Source organism: Limosilactobacillus ingluviei str. Autruche 4 (assembly GCF_000312405.1).
GTDB classification, from domain to species: Bacteria; Bacillota; Bacilli; order Lactobacillales; family Lactobacillaceae; genus Limosilactobacillus; species Limosilactobacillus ingluviei.
On the sequence record NZ_HE997173.1, the window covers coordinates 63,517 to 83,585 of the forward strand.

The 20,069-nt window shown below is 53.1% G+C and carries 21 protein-coding genes, 1 tRNA gene and 1 other RNA gene; 7 read left to right on the forward strand and 16 right to left on the reverse strand.

The window, feature by feature from the left end; genetic code table 11:
- Positions 1 to 45: 45 nt before the first annotated feature.
- The 8 genes from rpsN to BN54_RS00435 all read right to left on the reverse strand — a co-directional run bounded on the left by rpsN (position 46) and on the right by BN54_RS00435 (position 4,484).
- Positions 46 to 315, reverse strand: coding sequence for a 30S ribosomal protein S14 (gene rpsN / locus BN54_RS00410; RefSeq protein WP_019205143.1), 270 nt, complete (start codon positions 313 to 315; stop codon positions 46 to 48).
- Complete coding sequence (locus BN54_RS10275; RefSeq protein ID WP_019205144.1) at positions 315 to 428, reverse strand: putative metal homeostasis protein; 114 nt, start codon at positions 426 to 428, stop codon at positions 315 to 317. Before BN54_RS10275 ends, rpsN begins: the two co-directional genes overlap by 1 nt.
- Positions 429 to 739: 311 nt before the next feature.
- Positions 740 to 1,225, reverse strand: a complete 486-nt coding sequence (locus BN54_RS00415) for a universal stress protein (protein ID WP_019205145.1) — start codon at positions 1,223 to 1,225, stop codon at positions 740 to 742.
- 66 nt (positions 1,226 to 1,291) lie between these two features.
- Positions 1,292 to 1,576 (reverse strand): hypothetical protein, encoded by a 285-nt coding sequence (locus BN54_RS00420; protein ID WP_019205146.1) that lies wholly within the window; start codon positions 1,574 to 1,576, stop codon positions 1,292 to 1,294.
- 119 nt (positions 1,577 to 1,695) lie between these two features.
- A non-coding RNA gene (gene ssrS, locus BN54_RS09940) (6S RNA) lies at positions 1,696 to 1,883 on the reverse strand.
- A gap of 51 nt (positions 1,884 to 1,934) precedes the next feature.
- Positions 1,935 to 3,191, reverse strand: a complete 1,257-nt coding sequence (locus tag BN54_RS00425; protein ID WP_040469765.1) for a replication-associated recombination protein A — start codon at positions 3,189 to 3,191, stop codon at positions 1,935 to 1,937.
- Positions 3,192 to 3,214: 23 nt separating this feature from the next.
- Positions 3,215 to 3,676, reverse strand: coding sequence for a YueI family protein (locus BN54_RS00430; RefSeq protein WP_019205148.1), 462 nt, complete (start codon positions 3,674 to 3,676; stop codon positions 3,215 to 3,217).
- A gap of 136 nt (positions 3,677 to 3,812) precedes the next feature.
- Complete coding sequence (locus tag BN54_RS00435) at positions 3,813 to 4,484, reverse strand: type 1 glutamine amidotransferase (RefSeq protein WP_019205149.1); 672 nt, start codon at positions 4,482 to 4,484, stop codon at positions 3,813 to 3,815.
- Between the two features lie 165 nt (positions 4,485 to 4,649).
- Between BN54_RS00435 and BN54_RS00440 the strand changes: the two genes are divergently transcribed.
- From BN54_RS00440 to BN54_RS00460, 5 genes are all read left to right on the forward strand, one after another.
- On the forward strand, positions 4,650 to 5,750 hold the full coding sequence (locus tag BN54_RS00440; RefSeq protein ID WP_019205150.1) for an endonuclease/exonuclease/phosphatase family protein: 1,101 nt from the start codon (positions 4,650 to 4,652) through the stop codon (positions 5,748 to 5,750).
- 171 nt (positions 5,751 to 5,921) lie between these two features.
- Positions 5,922 to 7,415 carry a hypothetical protein gene (locus BN54_RS00445; RefSeq protein WP_019205151.1) on the forward strand — a complete coding sequence of 498 codons (1,494 nt, stop codon included), beginning with the start codon at positions 5,922 to 5,924 and terminating at the stop codon, positions 7,413 to 7,415.
- Between the two features lie 63 nt (positions 7,416 to 7,478).
- Positions 7,479 to 8,381, forward strand: coding sequence for a Rossmann-fold NAD(P)-binding domain-containing protein (locus tag BN54_RS00450; protein ID WP_019205152.1), 903 nt, complete (start codon positions 7,479 to 7,481; stop codon positions 8,379 to 8,381).
- 98 nt (positions 8,382 to 8,479) lie between these two features.
- The gene (galE, locus tag BN54_RS00455; protein ID WP_019205153.1) at positions 8,480 to 9,490 is read left to right on the forward strand and encodes a UDP-glucose 4-epimerase GalE; all 1,011 of its coding nucleotides are present in this window, start codon (positions 8,480 to 8,482) and stop codon (positions 9,488 to 9,490) included.
- A gap of 182 nt (positions 9,491 to 9,672) precedes the next feature.
- Positions 9,673 to 10,623, forward strand: coding sequence for an L-lactate dehydrogenase (locus tag BN54_RS00460; protein WP_019205154.1), 951 nt, complete (start codon positions 9,673 to 9,675; stop codon positions 10,621 to 10,623).
- An 88-nt stretch (positions 10,624 to 10,711) separates the two neighbouring features.
- On the opposite strand, the gene BN54_RS00465 is transcribed toward BN54_RS00460, so the two are convergent.
- The 7 genes from BN54_RS00465 to BN54_RS00495 form a co-directional block, all read right to left on the reverse strand.
- Positions 10,712 to 12,481 (reverse strand): 1-deoxy-D-xylulose-5-phosphate synthase, encoded by a 1,770-nt coding sequence (locus tag BN54_RS00465; RefSeq protein ID WP_019205155.1) that lies wholly within the window; start codon positions 12,479 to 12,481, stop codon positions 10,712 to 10,714.
- A gap of 96 nt (positions 12,482 to 12,577) precedes the next feature.
- Positions 12,578 to 13,534 (reverse strand): aldo/keto reductase, encoded by a 957-nt coding sequence (locus BN54_RS00470; RefSeq protein ID WP_019205156.1) that lies wholly within the window; start codon positions 13,532 to 13,534, stop codon positions 12,578 to 12,580.
- A 259-nt stretch (positions 13,535 to 13,793) separates the two neighbouring features.
- Positions 13,794 to 14,828, reverse strand: a complete 1,035-nt coding sequence (tsaD, locus tag BN54_RS00475; protein ID WP_019205157.1) for a tRNA (adenosine(37)-N6)-threonylcarbamoyltransferase complex transferase subunit TsaD — start codon at positions 14,826 to 14,828, stop codon at positions 13,794 to 13,796.
- Position 14,829: 1 nt separating this feature from the next.
- Positions 14,830 to 15,393 (reverse strand): ribosomal protein S18-alanine N-acetyltransferase, encoded by a 564-nt coding sequence (rimI, locus tag BN54_RS00480; RefSeq protein ID WP_019205158.1) that lies wholly within the window; start codon positions 15,391 to 15,393, stop codon positions 14,830 to 14,832.
- A complete protein-coding gene (tsaB, locus tag BN54_RS00485) occupies positions 15,377 to 16,096 on the reverse strand; it encodes a tRNA (adenosine(37)-N6)-threonylcarbamoyltransferase complex dimerization subunit type 1 TsaB (protein WP_019205159.1) in 720 nt (239 codons plus the stop codon). Before tsaB ends, rimI begins: the two co-directional genes overlap by 17 nt.
- A 61-nt stretch (positions 16,097 to 16,157) precedes the next feature.
- Positions 16,158 to 16,727 (reverse strand): LOG family protein, encoded by a 570-nt coding sequence (locus tag BN54_RS00490; protein ID WP_019205160.1) that lies wholly within the window; start codon positions 16,725 to 16,727, stop codon positions 16,158 to 16,160.
- A 98-nt stretch (positions 16,728 to 16,825) separates the two neighbouring features.
- Positions 16,826 to 17,188, reverse strand: a complete 363-nt coding sequence (locus tag BN54_RS00495) for a DUF4828 domain-containing protein (RefSeq protein ID WP_040469657.1) — start codon at positions 17,186 to 17,188, stop codon at positions 16,826 to 16,828.
- 201 nt (positions 17,189 to 17,389) lie between these two features.
- On the opposite strand from BN54_RS00495, the gene BN54_RS00500 reads away from it, so the two are divergent.
- Positions 17,390 to 18,400 carry a Gfo/Idh/MocA family protein gene (locus BN54_RS00500; RefSeq protein WP_019205162.1) on the forward strand — a complete coding sequence of 337 codons (1,011 nt, stop codon included), beginning with the start codon at positions 17,390 to 17,392 and terminating at the stop codon, positions 18,398 to 18,400.
- Positions 18,401 to 18,426: 26 nt separating this feature from the next.
- Positions 18,427 to 19,743 (forward strand): DEAD/DEAH box helicase, encoded by a 1,317-nt coding sequence (locus tag BN54_RS00505; protein WP_019205163.1) that lies wholly within the window; start codon positions 18,427 to 18,429, stop codon positions 19,741 to 19,743.
- Between the two features lie 201 nt (positions 19,744 to 19,944).
- Here BN54_RS00505 and BN54_RS00510 read toward each other — a convergent pair.
- Positions 19,945 to 20,017: transfer RNA gene (locus BN54_RS00510), tRNA-Arg, on the reverse strand.
- Positions 20,018 to 20,069 lie beyond the last annotated feature (52 nt).

Sequence of the window (20,069 nt, forward strand, 5' to 3'; positions counted from 1 at the left end):
TTTTTTTACGCGTGCTAATATTGCGCTGCTAAGTTAGCTTAGGCCTTACCAGCTCGCTTTTTTGACGCCAGGTAATTGGCCGGTATGGGCCAACCGACGAAAATTTAAGCGCGAAAGGCCAAACGCGCGGAGGTAGCCACGGGAGCGCCCATCGAGGTGATCCCGGTGGCGTAAACGCGTTGGAGAGGCATTGCGCGGCAGCTTGGCCAGGCCAGCATAATCGCCAGCGGCTTTAAGAGCGGCTCGCTTTACTGCATATTTCGCCACCGTGGCTTCCTTGCGTTTAGCTGTTTCAATTTTTCTTTTTCGCGCCATTATTTCCCTCCTGCTTTTTTCCGCCGTTTATATTCATGAATAACTTTAAGGGCCCGTTTTCGAGTTTTGATATTGGGGCTTTTCAGCATGCGATAGGCAGTTGAAAGATCCATATTGTCCCTCCTTGAGAGTAGTTAAGGTTAATAGTAATGATTACCATTAAATATTTTAGCGAAGTTAGCTTCTTTTGTAAATAGTAACTTTTACTATTTGCAAACAAACTCTTTGCATGTGTTGATCACCAGAAGCGAAGCAAGGCTTGATTTTCAAGTAAATGTTAGAACTAATAACAAAAATTTTTTGCTAGTTACAAGTCAACTCGCATGAGGGAAACTGAAAAGCTCCCCAGCAACACTTGTTATCAGTGTTGCTAGGGAGCTTGGCGCTCATTGACTAATGAAATGCGTTGGGTAAGTTCAGGTGCTTACTTTTTCTTGGTGTTAACGATAGGCTTGTTGTCTAAATCCGTCCGGACCACGAGGACGTCACAAATGGCCGTCCGCGTTACAAATTCAGTAACTGAACCAATCAAGATCCGTTCCACCGCGTTTAACCCTGTGGCCCCGATCATAATCAGGTCCGCGTGGGATTGTTGTGGGACCTCCTTGGCGATCAACGTCTTTGGTGCCCCATATTCGATCGTGTAGGAAACGTTGTCGACGCCTTGTTGCTTAGCGTAGTCGATGTATTGTTCCAAGGTCTTCTTTGCCGTCTTGGTAACTTGTTCGACCATGGAGCTGTCAAAACTGGAAATGTTTTGGAAAGCCCGGGTATCAACAACGTGCAGTAATTGTAATTCCGTATCCTTCCCATTCCGCTTCGCAACAGCGACCGCCTTCTTAAAGGCTAATTCGGCTTCCTTTGAGCCATCAACTGGAACCAAAATGTGGTGGTATTGTTGAACAGCCATAAGACTACCCCCTTATTCTCTTTGTTACTTATATTTTATACCTTATACAGGAATTCGTAAAGAAAACTAAGGTTTTAAGAGCAAAGAACTGACTGAAATCGCCATCAATAATTCGACGACACAGCCTAAGATCAAGGTCGCAAAAATCAAGGGCAAGTTCAGACTGATGGTCGCCACTCCAGCTAACAGGGTCATGGCCGCCATGATCACTAGCCAGAGCTGGCTGATCGTTTTAACGCTGGCCGGGTGTTTCATGGGCAGCCCGAAGTACATCTTGGTGCGGTGGGTGGCAAAGTAACTGGCTTCGATCAAAAAGATCAGGGCACAGGCCCCCAGTAAAAGGCGAATCACAAAAAATTCCTCCTAAATTAATGCTGTTTTTATCGTACGGGTCAACTGCGTGTTGGTCAAGCGAAAATAAAAAAGCAACGTACCTAGGTGTTACGTTGCTCCTGGAATTAATGGTATGTACAAGCTCCGTTCGTGCCGTTGGTTGTCCGACAGTGTTGACCTGTGTGTAAGACAGGTGGGGTACGGTTGCCTAGTGTTCAGCTACCAAGTGAAAAGGCATGCCGGCAACCAGGTTAACACTAACCCCAAGGTAATAAGACTGTAAGGCAAACCTGCGAAATGGACAATGCGTACACAACAGAACTTCTGCCATTATGATAGCACACCTAAGGCCATCAGGCAATCTTTGTAAAGGTTTTCATTGGCGGCCGCGTTGGGCTTGCAAGAGCCGCTGATATTGTTTGGCGTAGGCCGTCTCAAAGGTCCCGTTTTGCTTGGGTTGGTAATAACGGTCATTTTGCAGTCGGTCGGGCAGGTACTGCTGGCGGACCCAGTCCTCGGGAAAGTCGTGTGGATAACGGTAGGTCACCCCATGACCGAGTTTTTTGGCGCCAGCGTAGTGGGCGTCTTTGAGGTGGGCCGGAATTTCGCCGGTGTTTCCCTTTGCCAAGCGCGCCAGGGCACTGTCAATGGCGGCAATTGCTGAGTTGGACTTGGGGGAAAGGCAAAGCTCGATCACGGCGTTGGCCAGCGGGATCCGGGCCTCGGGGAAGCCGAGCTGTTGGGCGGCTTGGACAGCTGCCACGGCCCGTTCACAGGCCGGCGGGTTGGCCAGACCGATGTCTTCATAAGCAATCACCATTAAGCGCCGGGCGATGATGGGCAAATCGCCCATTTCCACCAGCCGGGCCAAGTAGTGTAAAGCCGCATCGGTATCACTGCCGCGGATCGACTTTTGAAAGGCTGAGATCACGTCGTAGTGGGCATCCCCATCTTTATCACCGGCAATCCGGCGTTGCTGGATGCTTTCGGCAATGACCTGGCTGGTTAAGTGGATCACCCCATCATCTCCCGGGGCGGTCGAGCGAGCCGCCAATTCCAGGCCGTTCAAGGCGCTGCGCAGGTCACCATTGGCCGTTAGGATCAGCTGTTGCTTAGCGTCTTCGTCTAACTCCAATGGTAACTTTCCTAGCCCCCGCTCGGGATCACTGACCGCCCGGTCGATGGCGGCGGTCATATCATCAATGGTCAGCGGGTGGACCTCAAAGATCTGGGTCCGCGAGCGGATGGCGGGGTTAATGGTAATGTAGGGGTTTTCCGTGGTGGCCCCGATTAGGATGATCCGGCCGTTTTCCAAGTGGGGTAATAAAAAGTCTTGCTTGGCCTTGTCCAACCGGTGGATTTCGTCGAGTAACAAGATGACCGTTCCCGACATTTTGGCTTCTTCGGCCACCACTTGGAGGTCTTTTTTGGTATCCGTGGCTGCATTGAGGGTGCGCAAGGCGTACTTGGTCGAACCGGCAATCGCACTGGCGATGCTGGTCTTACCGGTTCCCGGGGGGCCATAGAGAATCATTGACGACAGCATTTTGGCTTCGACCATCCGCCAAATGATTTTGCCGGGGCCGATTAAATGTTGCTGGCCGACCACTTCCTCCAAGCTACGGGGGCGCATTTTAAACGCGAGGGGTTGCAAGACTATCCTTCCTTTCCAAAGTGAAATAACCGCTGCCACCACGGTTGGCTTGCCGGGGCCGGGGTGGCCGGCGTGGGCGTGAAACGTTGGGCAATGTCGACGACGGGTTCATTAATCGCGGTTTTGGCGGCAATCACAATTGCTAAACTAGCTGCCGTCGTCGTAAATTCCGGCCCGGTCTTAATTGTAAAATTGATTTGGTGCTGAGCCGCCAGGCGGAGGTACGGTCGCAAGACTTCATCGGGTAAATTACCATTGAAAAAGACGACCCGTTCAGCGCTGGCGGTAATTACTCGTTCAAAGACGCTGGCCCAGTCGTCGGTCAGTTGGGCCACACTGATCGTCAGCCAGACCCGTTCGCGAAAAGTCCCCAAGTAGTGGTGTTGCTCGGCCGCCTTTAAGGTTGGCGTGCCACTTAGGCCGTGCTCAAGGTGCTGTTCTAAGGCCGATTGGTGTTCGCTCATGTTCCCATCCTTTCTGGTGCAGCGTAGTCGTACTTATTATTGTAGCATTTTCCCACCTTTATTAATAATCAACCGCTTAAAACTAAACCAACGCCCCGCACAATAACCGGCGGAGCGTTGGTTTAGTAAGGGCTGCTTAATGTTTGACAATAAAGTCCAGCAATTGGGCCATCACGGCTGGATTTTCGCTCGGGACCCCATGCTGAATAATGTCAGCGCTTGTTTGGTGCAAGGCGTTATGACTCAAGGGATATTGATCATCATTGATCGCGATTTCGCGGACGTTATCCGCCGTTGGTTCAAAGTGGAATTGCAGGCCGATCACATTCTCGTTTAAGAGGAACCCTTGGTTAACCACCAGGTCACTGCTAAACAATAATTCCGCGCCGGTCGGCACTTCAAACATTTCTTCGTGCCAGTGCAGGGCGGTTAATTGGGCTGGTAGCCCGGGAATTGCGTTACTCTTTAAGTAGACCGGGGCCCAGCCGACTTCTTTGTGCGGGGCTTTGGTTACGGCGGCACCTAAGGTCTTGGCAATTTGTTGGGCCCCAAAGCAAGCGCCAAACATCGGCTTGTGGGCGGCCAAGAGTTGCTGAATCAACTGGCGTTCTTGCTTAATCCAGGCCAAATCATCATTGGGGCTCATCGGCCCCCCTAAAATGACGAGCAAGTCCGTTTGGTCCGCCGTGGGCAAATTACCGAATTGGTAAGGATGGTAAATGTACAGTTCGTGGTTGTTGGCGTGCGCCCAGTCTTGAATGGAGCCGGGCCCTTCATTGGGCGTGTGTTGTAAAACATTGATTCGCATCGATTGTCCTTTCCTTCACCGGCAATGTTGGGCTAGGTATCGCCTGCAAGTACCTAAGATGACCATAGTTTATCACCAAAGCCAATTGCAAACAATGCGCGGTGTGGTAAAGTAAACAGGCATGAGTTTTCGGGCCAGCTGGGACCCGAGGTTTGAGGTGAGAATGTGAAACGTGTTTTTAAAATTGCGGCGGCCGTCGGGCTGGTTGGCGCCTTGTTAGCGGGCGGTTATTTGGTTTACCTGCAAGTCAATTACTACCGGATTGCCGATCACCAAAAATTGGCGATTACCAATCCCCAACGGACGCAATTAGCCGTCGATCATCCCTATACGGCCACAACCTATAACATCGGCTTTGGGGCCTATAATGAGCGTTATTCCTTTTTTATGGACACCGGGACGACCAAGCAAGGCCACCACACCCGTGGTAAGTATGGTAAGGCGACCAGCCGGGCGGCGGTGCAACGTTCAACGGCCTTCGTAATTAAACAAATCAAGGCCCAACACCCGGATTTTGCCCTGTTCCAAGAAATTGATACCAATTCAACCCGGTCGTACCACGTCAATCAAGTCCGCCGGGTGGCCGCGGCCTTTCCGCACTTAGGGCGGGTCTTTGCTTCCAATTTCCACTCGGCCTACCTTTTGGTGCCGCCGACGGATCCGCACGGTACGGTGCGCTCGGGCCTGCTGACGTTGAGCCGCTACCAGGTGCAAAGTGCCCAGCGCCGGCAGTACCCGGTTTCGACCCACTTGATTGAAAAGTTTGTCGACCTGGACCGTTGCTTTGTGGTCTTGACTTTGCCGGTGCAAAACGGGCGGCACCTGATCATGATCAATTCGCATATGTCGGCTTACGACCGGGGTGGCAAGATGCGGGCGGCCCAACTAAAGCTGTTGACCGGGGTGATGAAGCATGCCCGGGCCCGGGGGGATTACGTGATTGTCGGGGGTGATTTTAACCATGCCCTGGGCAAACAAATCATGACCCACTTTCGGACTAATCAACGGGTGTCAAACTGGGTCTCGAAAATGAGTAATCAGGATTTGCCGGCGGGCTTTCGGATTGTGCGCGCGGATAATTATTGGACCACGCCGACCGTACGGGCGACCGACACGGCCTATGTACCGGGGAAGACCTACACCACGGTGGTCGATGGCTTTATTGTCTCAGACAACGTAACGGCGACTGCCCATAATCTGCCTACCCACTTTCAAGAAACCGACCATAACCCGGTCAAACTGACTTTTAAATTACAAGCCGAATAGGCTATGCTAACCGGTTAGAGCGCCGCGGTCGCCTGCGGAAAGCAAGAAATTTTAAGAAAAAGTAAACATGCGCCGGGGTTTTGTGGTAATTTAGATGGTAGCAAAAACGTAAATGGATGGGTCCAATCTTGGGATCCACCGGTAATATTAATCCCCAAGGGGTGAGTAAAGATGGATAAAGCAAAACTGCAAGCAGCGTGTCACGAACCGGCACTGCAGAAGTTACTGTATGAAGGTCGTTTTGGCCTGCGGATGGAAGCCCACCGGGTGGTCACCAACGGTCGAGCCAGCCAGTATCCGTTTCCCAAGACCTTGGATCGGCGGGGAATCAACCCTTATTTGACCAGTGGGGTTACTGATAACTTGATGGAATTTAACGCGGTCATTATGAAGGAAGCCAAGGCGGCGGTTCGCCAGTTGGAAATTCTGCAGCAAATTGTCGACCGCCAACTTCATGAGACCGAACGGCTATGGCCATTGTCCATGGCGCCAGCGCCGGTCTACTTGCACGATTTAACGTACCTGACTGATCACACTACCAAGCCTGGTTCCGTTGAATTTAATCACTACTTGATGCAAAAGTACGGGCCAACCCGCCTGCTGACTGGGGGCGTGCACGTCGGTTACTCCTTGCAAGAAGAATTGATTGAAAGCCTGTACGAACGCTTTGGCAAGGCCGAACACGCCAGTTTGGCGGCCTTTAAGAACTACTTGTACTTTAAGCTGGCCCAGGGTTACATTATGTGGCAGTGGCTGTTTACCTACTTATTCGGGGCCAGTCCGGTCCCGGAAGACGCCAAGGCGGTGCTGTCGCCTGAGCTTGACCACCAAGTCCGCAGTTTCCGCAACAGCCAGTATGGGTATGGCAACCTACCGACGGAACGCTTGGACTATGCTTCCTTGGCAAGCTATGTTGCCAGCTTAAAGGGGCACCTGGCTTCGGGCGCTTACCAGAGTCCGCACGAAGTCTTTGCCCCGGTCAGCTTGCGGGGGGCGACGGATGATATTGACGCGACCTTGGCGGCCGGAGTTGATTTCATCAGCTTGCGGATGTTTGACCTTGATCCGTTTGCCGCTGCGGGGATCAGTGAAGACACCCTGAACTTCTTGGAATTAGTAATGGTCTACTTATTGTTGACGCCCCAACCGGACTTAACGGCAGCTGATCTGCAAGCTGCCCAGGCGCGCAATGAGGAAGTGGCCCTTCAGGATCCTACCGAACAAACGGCGTGGATGAAAGAAGAAGCCCAGGCCTTTACCCAACGACTGGCGGACTTCTGTGAGGCTTATGATGCCCCCCGGGCGTACCGCTTAGCCTTGAAGTTTGTGCAACGGCGGATTGAAGACCCAAGTCTGACTTTGGCGGGGCAACTGTTGGCGAAGGCCGAACACGGGACGTTCCTGTCCTTTGGGTTGAAGGTCGCCAACGACCGCTACTCGCACCTGTTGCAATCGGGACAAACCTTAAGCGTGATTGCGGCTGGTTACTCCCCGAGCGTGCAGCGTCTAATCCGGGCGGCCATCCTGCAGGGGATCCAGGTTTGGCTCAACGAGGACGTCGCCTTTGAATTTGGCGGTCAAACCGTTCACGTTCCGGCCGACGCGGAATTGGCCTTACCGGATGGGGCCGCGGCTTACCTTAAACAATTGTTACCGGACTTGTAAAGGACAACCAGCCCAGCCTGGCCAGTGCGGGGCTGGTTTTTCTTTGGGAAAGGAAGGGTTAACGTGCGGACATTAGCGATTTATGGTTTAGGGGTTGTGGGGGCGCAGTTAGCCTTGACCCTGGCCAATCAAGTTGACGAATTATTGTTGTTAGATCCGGATGAGCAGCGGGCCGTGGCGGTTGCCAACGACCTGCAGAGTGCGGGCCTGGCCTTGCCGGCTAAGCAGATCAAAGCCCAAGCCTGGGCGGATTTAAAGCGCGCTCAGGTCTTAGTGGTGGCCCTGGGCCCCGCCGAAGTAGTCCAACCGGACTTAAGCGCGGTAGTGGCCGCCGTTCGGGTGGCCGCCCCGCAAGTGCAGGCGGCGGACTTTACCGGGGTGGTGATCAACCTTACCCAGCCGAATGAAGCAACGACCGCCTGGCTGCAAGCAACCTGGCAATTGCCCCCGCAGCGGGTGCTCGGGAGTGGGACCCTGGTTGATACCCAGCAGTTGCACCAAGCGGTGGCGGCGGCGTTGCACGTAGCACCAGCTAGTGTGACCGGTTATGTTTACGGTCAGCACGCTGGGCAAATTGTGCCGGCTTGGTCGACGGTCCAGGTGGACGGGCGCCCCCTCAGTGCCCTGCCTGGTGGTCACTTTGACCAGCAGCAAGTCCAAACCAACGCGCGGTTGATGGCGTATTATGTGATCCGGGGCCAGGCGGGCCAATTAGCCGCGCAAACGGCGGCGAATCGGTTGCTCGGGGCGATCTTTCAAGATCAGCAACTGGTGGTCCCCGCGGCCGTTTTTCACCCCCAGTATGGCGGTTACGTCAGTTTTCCGGTCCGGGTGGGGCGCCAAGGGGTAGGCACCTACCTCTTGTTGGATCTTTACCCGGTGGAACAAGCCCAAATTCAGGTGGCGGCCGAGACGATTGCCACCCAGGTAGCGGAGTTACAACAATTAAACGGAGCGCAGCCGTAAATTTTCAAAAAATTAGCGGTTGCAAGCGCTTTAATATGCTATAATTTAGCTACAGGTTTGTTTACTAAAATTTTACTTAAAGAAAGGGAGATTGCATTATGGCAATTCTTGTTGCAGGTGGGGCCGGCTACATCGGTTCGCACATGGTTAAACGATTGGTAGAAAAGGGCGAAGACGTGGTCGTTGCTGACAACCTGGCCACGGGGCACCGTAAGGCGGTTGCCAAGGAAGCCAAGTTCTACTACGGTGACATCCGCGACCGGCAATTCTTGGACCGGATCTTTACCAACGAAGACATCACGGCCGTAGTGCACTTCGCTGCCTTTTCAATTGTGCCTGAATCGATGGCTAAGCCATTGAAGTACTTCGACAACAATACCGGGGGGATGATTACGCTCTTAGAAGCCATGCACGACTTTGGGGTCAAGTACATTGTCTTCTCCTCCACGGCGGCGACCTACGGGATTCCTGAGCACATGCCGATTAAGGAAACTGATCCGCAAAAGCCGATCAATCCGTATGGCCTTTCAAAGCTGATGATGGAAGAAATGATGGCTTGGGCGGACAAGGCGTACGGCATCAAGTTTGTGGCCTTGCGCTACTTTAACGTTGCTGGGGCCGCGCCAGATGGTACGATTGGGGAAGACCACGGGCCAGAAACGCACCTGGTCCCAATCATCATGCAAGTCGCTGAAGGCAAGCGCAAGGAATTGAGCATCTTTGGGGATGACTACGACACGCCGGATGGAACCAACGTGCGGGATTACGTCCACGTGATGGACCTGGCGGATGCCCACATCCTGGCAATCAAGTATCTGGAAGCCGGCAATGAAAGCAACGCCTTTAACCTCGGTTCGTCAACGGGCTTCTCCAACAAGCAAATGCTGGAAGCGGCCCGGGAAGTAACCGGCAAAGAAATTCCTGCCAAGATGGCACCGCGGCGACCAGGGGATCCAGATTCCCTGGTAGCGGCCAGTGACAAGGCCCGCGAAGTCCTCGGCTGGCAACCACAATATGATGATGTTCACGACATTATCGCCACGGCGTGGAAGTGGCACGAAACGCACCCGGCGGGTTACGATGACCGCGGGGAAGCAACCCTGTATTAAACTGAATTTAATGTTGGGATCCTGGTTAGTGCAACCAGGGTCTTTTTTTTGCCTCGGGGGGAAGAAGTTTGTGAAATTTCCGAAATGCGTTGACAATTTTCCGAAAAGTGGTATCTTAAATGACACACATATTAATTTTTTCTCAGTTAATTTTAATTTAATCACAGAAAGGGAGCATACATATGACACGAAAAGTTGCAGTTGTAGGAATGGGCCACGTGGGGGCCACCGTTGCGCACTACTTAGTTTCCGGGGGCTTTGTTGATGAATTAGTCTTATTCGACACCAATGAAGCCAAGGTGAATTCTGACGCCTTAGACTTACGGGATGCGATGGCGAATTTACCGACGCACACTAATTTGTATGTGAACGATTGGGATCAAGTCGCAGATTGTGACGTCGTTATTTCGGCGCTGGGCAAGTCAAAATTAGTCGATACGCCGGACCACGATCGCTTCGCCGAATTTAAGTTTACCCGGACCCAAGTCCCGGTGGTCGGCCAAAAGCTCAAGGACCACGGCTTCCACGGCAACCTCGTGGTGATCACCAACCCGTGTGACGTAATTACGGCCATGTACCAAAAAGCGACGGGGCTGCCCAAGCACCAAGTCTTAGGGACCGGGACGCTGCTGGATTCGGCGCGGATGCGGGCCACGGTCGGGGAGACTTTGCACGTCGATTCCCGCTCCGTGGTCGGCTACAACCTGGGTGAACACGGTAACTCCCAGTTTACCGCTTGGTCGACGGTCCGCGTCTTCGGCAAGCCCTTACTGGAGTACTTAAAGCAACATCCAGAAGTCAAGGCGGACCTGGCCGCGATGGAAGAACGGGCCCGGCAGGGGGGCTACACGGTCTACAAGGGCAAGAAGTATACCAACTACGGAGTGGCCACGGCGGCGGTGCGCTTAACGGTGACGATGCTTAATGATGCCTTGACTGAATTACCGGTTTCCAATTATCGCCCGGAACTTGGGACGTATCTTTCCTATCCGGCAGTGGTCGGGCGCCACGGGGTGGTTCAACAACTCCAGTTGGACTTGACCGCTGAAGAACAAGCCAAGTTGGAACAGACGGCAACTTACATCAAAGAACGCTTGGCCAAAGAGGAGGCCCGCCAAGCTGAAGAAGACTAAAGCAAAAGGTCCGGTTGACCAATGCCTGTTGAACAGGGGGTTGGTTGACCGGACCTTTTGGGGTTCAGTGAATAGATTTAAAGCGTAATTACAGGTTTTTTAAAACGGCCTTAACGTCAGCGGCAATTTGGGCGGGCGTCAAGTGGTAGCGGTCATATAGTTCGGCCAGTGGAACGACGTCGTTAAATTCCTTGGCGGCCCCGAAGTTTAAGACCCGCACCTTAGTTGGAGCAAAGAAGCGGTCGACGTGTTCACCAAAGCCCCCGCTCATGGAAGCATTTTCCAAGGTAACCACGACTTGGTGGTCGTTGACCAACTGCCCCAGGGTCGCTTCATCCAAGGTTGAAGCCGAGACGGGGTTGATCAAGGTCGCATCGATGCCGTCCTTTGCTAATTCAGCCGCTGCGGCTTGACCTAAGGCAAAGAAGTCACCAAGCCCAATGATTGCCACCTCTTTGCCTTGGTGGACCACCTGGGCCTTAATTTGGTTGAAGGCCGTGGCACTGATTGGCCCGTGGGTGACTTCGCCAGCGGGTTCGCGGATGATGACCGGCTTTTCCGTTTGGGTCAGGGCCCATTGCAACATCGCCACTAATTCTTCGGCGTTGGTTGGGGCCAAGTATTCAATATTTGGCACGTTGCTGAGCATCGCCAGGTCGAAGTCACTTTGGTGGGTACTGGAGTCATCCGAGATCCGCCCGTTCTTGACGATCGTAACGACGGGGTAGCGATTGAGGGCCATGTCGTGGATGACTTGGTCGTAAGCCCGTTGGAAGAAGGTACTGTTTTGGAACAGGACCGGCCGTGCGCCATTTTCGGCTAACCCGGTTGCATAGGTCACCGAGTATTGTTCCGCAATGTCGACGTCATCGTAGTGAGCGGGGTACTTGGCCTTGATTTCACCCAGGCCAAAGACCCCCGGGACAGCGGCGGTAATGACCATCAACGGTTGGCCGGCTTCAATTTGGCGGCCCAGTTCGTCCTTGATGATTTGGTCGTAATTTTCCGCGTCACTGGCGGGTTCAACATTGCTGCCGTCTTCAATCTTAAACGGACTGTGCCAGTGCCAAGCTTCTTCATCGGCCAAGGCTGGCGCATAGCCTAGCCCCTTGACGGTGTTGACGTGCAAAACGATCGGGTGGTCAATCCCCTTGACCACTTCTAAGGCCTTGATCATCGTTTCGACGTCGTTGCCGTCGGCGATGTACTTGTAATCCAGGCCCATCGCCTTAAAGAGGTTGTTAGGGGCTTCACCGTTGCTTTCCCGCAGGGCCGTTAATTGGTCAAACATGCCGCCGTTGACGTCGTCGATGGACATTTGGTTGTCGTTAAAGATGATGATCAAATTGCCATCGTACTTGCCGGCGTTGTTTAACCCTTCCAAGGCCATCCCGCCACTGAGGGAACCATCACCGATCACGGCCACAATATCCCCGCTTTGCTTGGTGAGGTCGCGGGCCTTAGCCATCCCAACGGCCAGGGCGATCGACGTCGAAGTGTGGCCGACCCGGTAGTAATCGTGGGGGCTTTCATCTTGGTTGGAGTATGGCGTTACGTCGTGGTAGCGTTCATTATCCAAGAAGCCATAAGCTCGCCCGGTTAACATCTTGTGCGGGTAGGATTGGTGAGAGATGTCCCAAACGATCTTGTCGTGGGGGGAGTCAAAGACGTAGTGGAAGGCCAAGGTCGTTTCGACGATCCCCAGGTTTGGCCCGAGGTGCCCGCCAATCGCCGCGTCTTTTTCCACGACCAGGTGCCGGATTTCATCCGCCACTTGGTGTAATTGGTCCACTGACAGTTTTTTCACGTCAGCGGGTCCTTGAATCTGATTTAATAAGTAATCTGGGTGTAGATTCACGAAACATCGTCCTTTCTGGATTTACTTACTTAAAGGATAGAAAAACGGGAACGGCTTGTCCAATTGAAAAATTGCATCATTAACGATACCATTGGCCTATGGCAAAATATTGCCCGCCGATAAGTAGAGGTCGTACCATTCTTGCTTGGTTAATTGCACGTCGCTCCCCTTGGCACTGTCAAGGATGTGTTGTGGGTTAACTGTCCCCAGCAAGACTTGCATGTGGGCCGGGTGGCGCAAAATCCAGGCGACGGCGATTGCGTTCTTGGAAACGCCGTACTTATCAGCTAATTTCGCCAGTTCCTGGTTTAATTCAGGGTAGTGTTCATCATCATCGATGTACATTCCTTCAAACAGCCCGAACTGGAATGGTGACCAGGTTTGTAAGGTCATCTTGGTTTGCCGGGCGTATTCGATAATGCCGCCGTCGTGGTTGATGGAGCCCTGGTCTTGCATGTTGGTGTGCATCCCAAAGTCGATCATCCCGGTGTGGGCCAAGCTGAATTGAACTTGGTTGATCAACAGCGGTTGCTTAACGGCGGTCTTGAGCATTTCGATTTGGCGGGGATTGAAGTTGGAAACCCCAAAGTGACGGACCTTGCCGCTCGTCTCTAATTCATCGAAGGCGGCTGCGACTTCATCTAATTCCATCAGGGGATCGGGCCGGTGGAGTAAGAAGGCATCCAGGTAATCGACGCCCATCCGTTGCAAAATCCCGTCGACAGCGTCAAGCAGGTGTTGCTTTGAGAAATCGTAGCGTTGGCCAAAGACCAGATCACCGTGAGAGCGTTGTGGATCTAAGACAATGCCCCCCTTGGATTGGATAAATAATTGGTCCCGCTTAATGCCCGCCAACTTTAAGGCCTTGCCAAAGTTGACTTCAGAAGCGCCGTTGCCGTAGATGTCAGCGGAATCAATAAAGTTGATCCCGGCTTCCAGGGCAGCGTTTAACGCGTCGGCGGCTTGGGCGGGCGTCAACGTTGCCATCCGCATCGTCCCGAGGGCCACGTTGGAAGCTTGCCAATTGCTTTGCCCGATATTAACTGATTGCATCTTGAAATCACTCCATTTCTTGTGACAAAAAGTAAGTATAAATTCATTATAGTCAGCCACCAAGAAAAGTACAATTCAACATTGCCGGATTTGTGGCGGCTTTTCCCGCAGTGGGCGCGCAGAGTGGCTAGGAAACTCTAATTTTTCAGTTGAAGTTTAGCACAGCGTAAGCTAAAAAACGCTCGCAATTACGTTTTAAAACGTTGATTGCGAGCGTTTCCTAAGCTGTATGATTTTGGGTTAACTATTGGTGAATCGCTTAGCTTAACGGGGTGATTCGGTCAAAACTAAGGCCAGGGACGGCATTTAAATCCCAGCCGGCCCGGTCACCGTGTAAGTAATTCACGTACCCGGCGGCCCCGATCATCGCGGCGTTGTCACCACATAATTTGAGGGGGGCTAACAGCAATTCGGTTTGGGGATGCAAGCGGGCTAAGTCAGCTTGTAAGCGGGCCCGGACCCCGGAATTAGCCGCCACTCCACCAGCTAAGACTAACTGCTTGACGGGGTATTGGGCCAGCGCCTTCATCGTTTTTTCGGCTAAGATATCGACGACGGCGGCTTGGAAGCTGGCAGCCAGATCATATTGATTCAATTGTTCCCCGCGTTGGTCGGCATTGTGGACGGTATTAATGAAGGCACTCTTGAGCCCGCTAAAGGAGAAGTCCAGGTTGGCTTCCTTCACCATGGCCCGGGGGAAGTTGAAGGTATCGTGCCCCTGGTGGGCCCATTCATCGACCGTTTTTCCGGCTGGATAATTGATCCCGAGCACCCGGCCAATTTTATCGTAAGCTTCCCCGACCGCATCGTCCCGGGTTTCACCGATGATTTGGTACTCATGCTCCCGCGGCATGTAAACCAATTCGGTGTGGCCGCCTGAGACTAATAGGGCCATCATCGGGTATTGAAAAGCGGCGACGTACCGGGCCGCGTAAATGTGGCCCGCCATGTGATTGACCGGGATCAAGGGCAGCTGATGGGCCCAAGCGATGGCCTTGGCAGCCGTGACCCCAATCAATAAGGAGCCCACTAAGCCCGGGCCGTAGGTGACGGCAACCCCCGCCAAATCATCGTAGCCAATCCCTGCTTGGCTGAGGGCTTCCGTGGTACACTTGGTAATTTGTTCGATGTGGTGCCGACTGGCGACTTCAGGGACGACCCCGCCAAAGCGTTGGTGGCTGGCGATTTGCGTGGCGATGATATTACTTAAAATTTCGGTGCCATCCTTGATGACGGCGACGCTGGTTTCATCACAGCTGCTTTCGAAGGCTAAAAGATATAAAGGTGTTGCCATTTCAGATTCCTTTCACTTGGGTTAAATTTAAGGTCATGGTGTAGGCGTCTTGGCCGTCCTCAAAGTAATAGTGCCGTTTGACGCCGCTTTTTTGAAAGCCGAGTTGGTGGTAAAGGCGCTGGGCGGTCAGATTTTCGGCCCGCACTTCCAGGCTCATGGTCAAAAGGCCGTGTTGGAGGGCAACTTGCATCAAGGTGCGCAATAGGCAAGTTGATAAGCCTTGGTGCTGGACGGCCGGGTGGGTCGCGACGTTGGTTAAGTGCCCGTCTTTAGCCTCGAAATTAACGGCCATCCCGGCGTAGGCTTGCACGCCGTGCTCGTTTTTGAGGACTAAGTAAAGACAGTTGGGGCGGTGCAAGTCGTAATAAAAGGCGGTCTCATCCCACGGCGGAATGTGGTAGATGGCTCGCTCAATTTCGACGAGCCGGGCGACGTCTTCCCCTTGGGCCATGGCCAATTGGTAGGGTTGCTGGGCGAGGATGACCGTGCGCGGCGCCAAAGTCAGGCGCGGGGTGGTAGCGCCAAGCAACAACCAGGTCCACCACTGACTAAACTTCTTGAACATAATCCGCGCTTACTTGACCCGGATGGGTCTTTTGCCAGTTGGCTTCGGCTTCAGTGATCCGGAGGTAATCGGGGATAAAGGCGTCGACATCCGCGACCGGGGTGGCCTGGGCGCCCAGTTTAGCCAGGGCAAAGGTCGAAACCATGGCGGCGTCCGGCAGCACGGTGACGTTGGCCGGCAAAGTTGGCGCGGCTTGGCGCAGTTTCGGGGTCAGCGCCCCTAACAGATACACGGGCCGATCAGTGGGTAAACTGGCAAGCAAGTCTGCCCAGGCCCAGTGTTGGTCTGCAGCTTGGGCCGTGAGCTGACCGGCTTGGTATGCGTATTGACCAGCGAAGACAAAGCCCCGCCGGGCGTCAAAAAAGGGGACCATCAAGCCCGTCGTTACCGCGGGCAGGCCAGCTGCGATTGCGGCCAAACTGGAGATACCGACTAACGGGCAATTAAGGGTTTTGGCCAGCGTTTTGGCGAGGGTGACTGCAATCCGAATCCCCGTGTACGAGCCGGGGCCCTTGGCGACTACGATCCGGTCGAGATCTTGGGGTTGCCAAGCGACTTTTTGCATTAAATCGTCGATCGTTGGCAAAACGTAAATGCTGTGGTTACGCACCGTATTTAAAGTTGTCGTGGCCTTGAGTTGCAAATCTTCGACCAGGGCCACGCTCATCGGGTGATTTGAGGTATCCAACGCCAAAATTTTCATGGTTTTTTTACCGTCCTTTCCATTTCCAGGTACCTATCTTATCACAATTGACCCGGCCTTCCTAATGGTAGGTGCGGTGAGCAGGGGCGTGGTAAGTGGCCATAAAGGCCAAGGCTTGCCTTAAGTCCGTACAAAAAGCAATCGCCTGCAAAAAGGCATCCTCTAAAAAGCCCGCCTGGTTCATTTGTTGCAGGAAGGCGGCCAGTTGGTCGTAATAGTGGTTAACATTATAGATTACGACTGGTTTGGCGTTATTGCCCAGCGTGACCCACGAGCTGACCTGGGCGATTTCTTCTAGGGTGCCCAGGCCGCCGGGCAAGGCAATAAAACCGTCGGCCAGGTCGATCATCCGTTGCTTGCGTTGGGCCATATCACTGGTGACTTCCAAATTGGTCAACCGGTCGAGTTGGGCCCCGCGGGCCAACAATTCTTCGGTGATCACCCCGGTGACCTGACCGCCCGCGTCTAAGGCGCCATTAGCTAAGGCCCCCATGAGGCCAAAGCCACCGCCTCCGTAAACCAGGTGAATCTGCTGCTTGGCCAAGGCTTGTCCCAATTGGCGGGCGACTTGTTGATAGTGCGGTTCGACCCCGGGCCGGGCTCCGCAAAAGACGGTTAAGGTTTTTGTCATGCTGCTACTTCCTTCATACACAAAATAATCTTCCCCATTCTACCACGAATCAACGCAAAAAAACCGCGGTCAGGCAAGTGACCGCGGCTTGAGCGGGGTTAGACCAATGGCTTTAAGGCGTAAACTTCATCATCGGTTTCGTCAATTAAGGCGACGGGGCGACTTTCGTTGGCTTGGATGGTAATGTGATAGCCTAAGCGGTCTAAGTAGATCAAGTGCTCATTATTAATTTGTTCCACGTTGGCAGCAATGACATGGTTGTCAATCGTCAGCTTTAAATCGGGCCCGATGGAGATTACGTGGGTCCGGTCGCGCTCTTCATCATAATATTGCCAAGTACCAGCATAAAAAAGGGGCAAGGAAACCGCTGGTGCGGCCTTTTTGGAATGGCTGAGACCAAAGGAACTTGAGATCCCAGCCAATAATCCCGCGCCAAACAACAACAAACCTTTTTTTCTCATTCTCAATTCACCCGAAACCTTTTGATTCTTAACTCCATCAATTATACACAGTTCTGCGACGGGCTAAGGTTTCAATTTGGTTAAAAAGCGATGTTAATTTTACGGCACCCCGCTGGCTAGGAAAATTTCAGACCGGAAGGTGGCAGGCGGGTGTCAACCGGTGGTAGAATAGGATTTACTAAGCTAAAGGAGCGATTTTTCATGTTGAAGTTAGGGATTATTGGAACCCACATTATTACCGACCAAATGTTGGACGCGGCTAAAACCACTGGTCGTTACCAATTAACCACCGTCTATTCCCGGACGATGGCGCGGGCTGAAGAATTTGGGAAGCCGTACGGGGCCACGGCCTTTTTTGATAGCCTGGAAGACTTCTTTGATGAAGGCGATTTTGACGTGGTTTACATTGCTTCGCCAAACAGCCTGCACTACGAACAAGTGCGCCTGGCAATTGAAAACGATAAGTTTATCATCTTAGAAAAGCCGGCCTTCGTTAATCCAGAAGAATTCAGCCGGATCGAATCCCTGCTGGCGGCGCACCCGAAGGCCCGCTTGGTTGAAGCTGCGCGGCACATTCACACGGGGCTCTTTAAGGCGGCCCAAAAGCAATTTGCCCAAATGCAGCACCACCAAGGGGCCACGATTACGGTTATGAAGTACTCCAGTCGTTACGATCAAGTCCTGGCTGACGACAAGCCTTATCCTAACATTTTTACCAAGGAATTCGCTGGTGGGGCCTTGATGGACCTCGGGGTTTACGCCGTTTACGGGGCCGTGACGATGTATGGGATGCCAAACAGCGTGGTTTACTTCCCAACTATGGCCAAGACGGGCGTGGACACTAAGGGTGTGGCCATTTTGACTTACGACGGCTTCTCGGTCACCTTAAACATCGGTAAGACGTCCAATTCCCACTTGGTAACGGAATACTACGGCTTGAAGGATACGCTGGTCTTTGACAGCATCTTTGATACGACCAAGGTGACCTACTACGATGAAAATAAGACGGCCCACGCGATTGAAGCGCCGTACTTTGAAAACTCAATGGTCGATGAATTAAACGACTTTGCGGACTTGTTTGAAAACCCAAGCGATCCCGAACAAATGAAGCACTACCAAGCGTGGTTGGCCCTTTCCCGGGATGTCAACACGGTGATGTTTGACTTGCGGCAATCAGCGGACTACACGTTCCCGGCTGACATGAACCGCTAAGCACGGCGTGATGCCAGGAGGTCTTTGTGGAAGCAAAATTTGAACAACATTTTCAAGCCGCGGGCTTTGCAGCCCTGACGGCGATTCAAAGTGGGGTGATGGCCCCCTTAAGTGCTGGGGATTCGGTGCTGGGGATTGCCCCGACGGGGTCGGGTAAGACCTTGGCCTTTACCTGGCCCCTCTTGCCCCGGGTGACGCCAAACGCCGGGTTACAACTACTGGTCTTGGAGCCCTCCCAAGAATTGGCGATGCAAACGACCAAGGTGATGCGCGAGTGGGCGCAATTATTGGGCTTAAAGGTCCAGTCCCTGACCGGGGGGGCCAATTTAAAGCGGCAGGTCGAGCGCTATAAAAAGACCAAGCCCGAGGTGGTCGTTGGGACGCCGGGACGGATCTTACACTTATTAGACGAGCGTAACCTTAATATGAGCACGGTCAAAATGCTGGTGGTTGATGAAGCCGATGATTTATTGGCGGATGATACCCAAGCGGTGGTCGAAGATATTGAACGCACGACCCCACTCGATACCCAGCTGGCCTTCTTCTCGGCCACGAAGGGGAAGGTCTTTGACCAATTGAGTGACATGTTTGGCCGTCACATTGAAACGATTGACGTCCGGGCGCAGGATCATTCCCAAGGGGAAGTCAAGCACGGCTTGGTGGTCGCGCGGACGATGAGCCAAAAGGCGGCAATGTTAGAGCGCTTGAGCAAGACCAAGAATTTCCGGGCCCTGGTCTTTTTCACTAGTATCAAGACCCTGCATTACACGGCCAGCCGGCTAAAGCACGCCGGGGTCTCCAGTGCGACCTTGGGCGGCAAGCAACGCCAAACCGAACGAGAAGCGGTGATGCGCGGTTTTCGCAAGCACCAGATCAAGCTCTTGTTGACCACGGATGTGGCCGCCCGGGGCTTGGATATTCCTAAACTGCCCGCGGTGGTCAATTTTGAACTGCCGACCACAGCTAATTTGTACATTCACCGGGTCGGTCGGACGGGCCGGCAGGGAGAACCGGGGCTGGTGATCAACCTCGGGGATGATCATGATTTCCGCGACCTGAAGCGGCTGTTAGCCAAGACAGAGTATGACCTGGTACCCATGGCGATTGCCGAGCGCGAATTAATGGACGCGGCAGCTGCCAAGGCGGTTAACGCCAAGCGGCAAGCGGAACCAACTACTGCTCCTGCTCCCGCAGCAACTCCGGAAGCGGGGCGGGTCAAGACCGCGGCTAAGCGGGTGTTGACCAAGGCCAAAAAGAAGGTCCGCAAAAAGCAACGCAAGAACAAGGGGATTCGCTTGAAGCACCGGCGCAAGGCCGAAGCGGCGGCGAAAAAAACGGACTAAATAAGTTAAAAGGCCGATAGAAGGGCACAATGCTCTTTTATCGGCCTTTTGATAGGCAAGAGAATTCAATTGGTGCTTTTTTGTCCGCAAGTTGTCCGCACTTACGTTGAAAAGTACTATTTCATACCGTATAAACAAAAATAGGAATATTGATATACCGGCATTTTCCACACCAATCAACATTCCCGAACACATTTAAATTGGTCCCACCCGGGGTCGAACCGGGGTCAGCCGCTTAGGAGGCGGATGTACTATCCAATTATACTATGGAACCACAACAAACTTTATTATCGCATTGATTCCGCTGGAAGTAAAGAGCTAACTGC

Excerpts from the sequence above, each read along its gene's own strand:
- BN54_RS00425 (WP_040469765.1), bottom strand. The coding sequence starts at position 3,191 with ATGCGCCCCCGTAGCTTGGAGGAAGTGGTCGGCCAGCAACATTTAATC.
- rpsN (WP_019205143.1), bottom strand. The coding sequence starts at position 315 with ATGGCGCGAAAAAGAAAAATTGAAACAGCTAAACGCAAGGAAGCCACG.
- BN54_RS00445 (WP_019205151.1), top strand. The coding sequence starts at position 5,922 with ATGGATAAAGCAAAACTGCAAGCAGCGTGTCACGAACCGGCACTGCAG.
- rimI (WP_019205158.1), bottom strand. The coding sequence starts at position 15,393 with ATGTTCAAGAAGTTTAGTCAGTGGTGGACCTGGTTGTTGCTTGGCGCT.
- tsaB (WP_019205159.1), bottom strand. The coding sequence starts at position 16,096 with ATGAAAATTTTGGCGTTGGATACCTCAAATCACCCGATGAGCGTGGCC.
- BN54_RS00470 (WP_019205156.1), bottom strand. The coding sequence starts at position 13,534 with ATGCAATCAGTTAATATCGGGCAAAGCAATTGGCAAGCTTCCAACGTG.
- BN54_RS00490 (WP_019205160.1), bottom strand. The coding sequence starts at position 16,727 with ATGACAAAAACCTTAACCGTCTTTTGCGGAGCCCGGCCCGGGGTCGAA.
- BN54_RS00415 (WP_019205145.1), bottom strand. The coding sequence starts at position 1,225 with ATGGCTGTTCAACAATACCACCACATTTTGGTTCCAGTTGATGGCTCA.
- BN54_RS10275 (WP_019205144.1), bottom strand. The coding sequence starts at position 428 with ATGGATCTTTCAACTGCCTATCGCATGCTGAAAAGCCCCAATATCAAA.
- galE (WP_019205153.1), top strand. The coding sequence starts at position 8,480 with ATGGCAATTCTTGTTGCAGGTGGGGCCGGCTACATCGGTTCGCACATG.
- BN54_RS00435 (WP_019205149.1), bottom strand. The coding sequence starts at position 4,484 with ATGCGAATCAATGTTTTACAACACACGCCCAATGAAGGGCCCGGCTCC.
- BN54_RS00500 (WP_019205162.1), top strand. The coding sequence starts at position 17,390 with ATGTTGAAGTTAGGGATTATTGGAACCCACATTATTACCGACCAAATG.
- BN54_RS00460 (WP_019205154.1), top strand. The coding sequence starts at position 9,673 with ATGACACGAAAAGTTGCAGTTGTAGGAATGGGCCACGTGGGGGCCACC.
- BN54_RS00495 (WP_040469657.1), bottom strand. The coding sequence starts at position 17,188 with ATGAGAAAAAAAGGTTTGTTGTTGTTTGGCGCGGGATTATTGGCTGGG.
- tsaD (WP_019205157.1), bottom strand. The coding sequence starts at position 14,828 with ATGGCAACACCTTTATATCTTTTAGCCTTCGAAAGCAGCTGTGATGAA.
- BN54_RS00430 (WP_019205148.1), bottom strand. The coding sequence starts at position 3,676 with ATGAGCGAACACCAATCGGCCTTAGAACAGCACCTTGAGCACGGCCTA.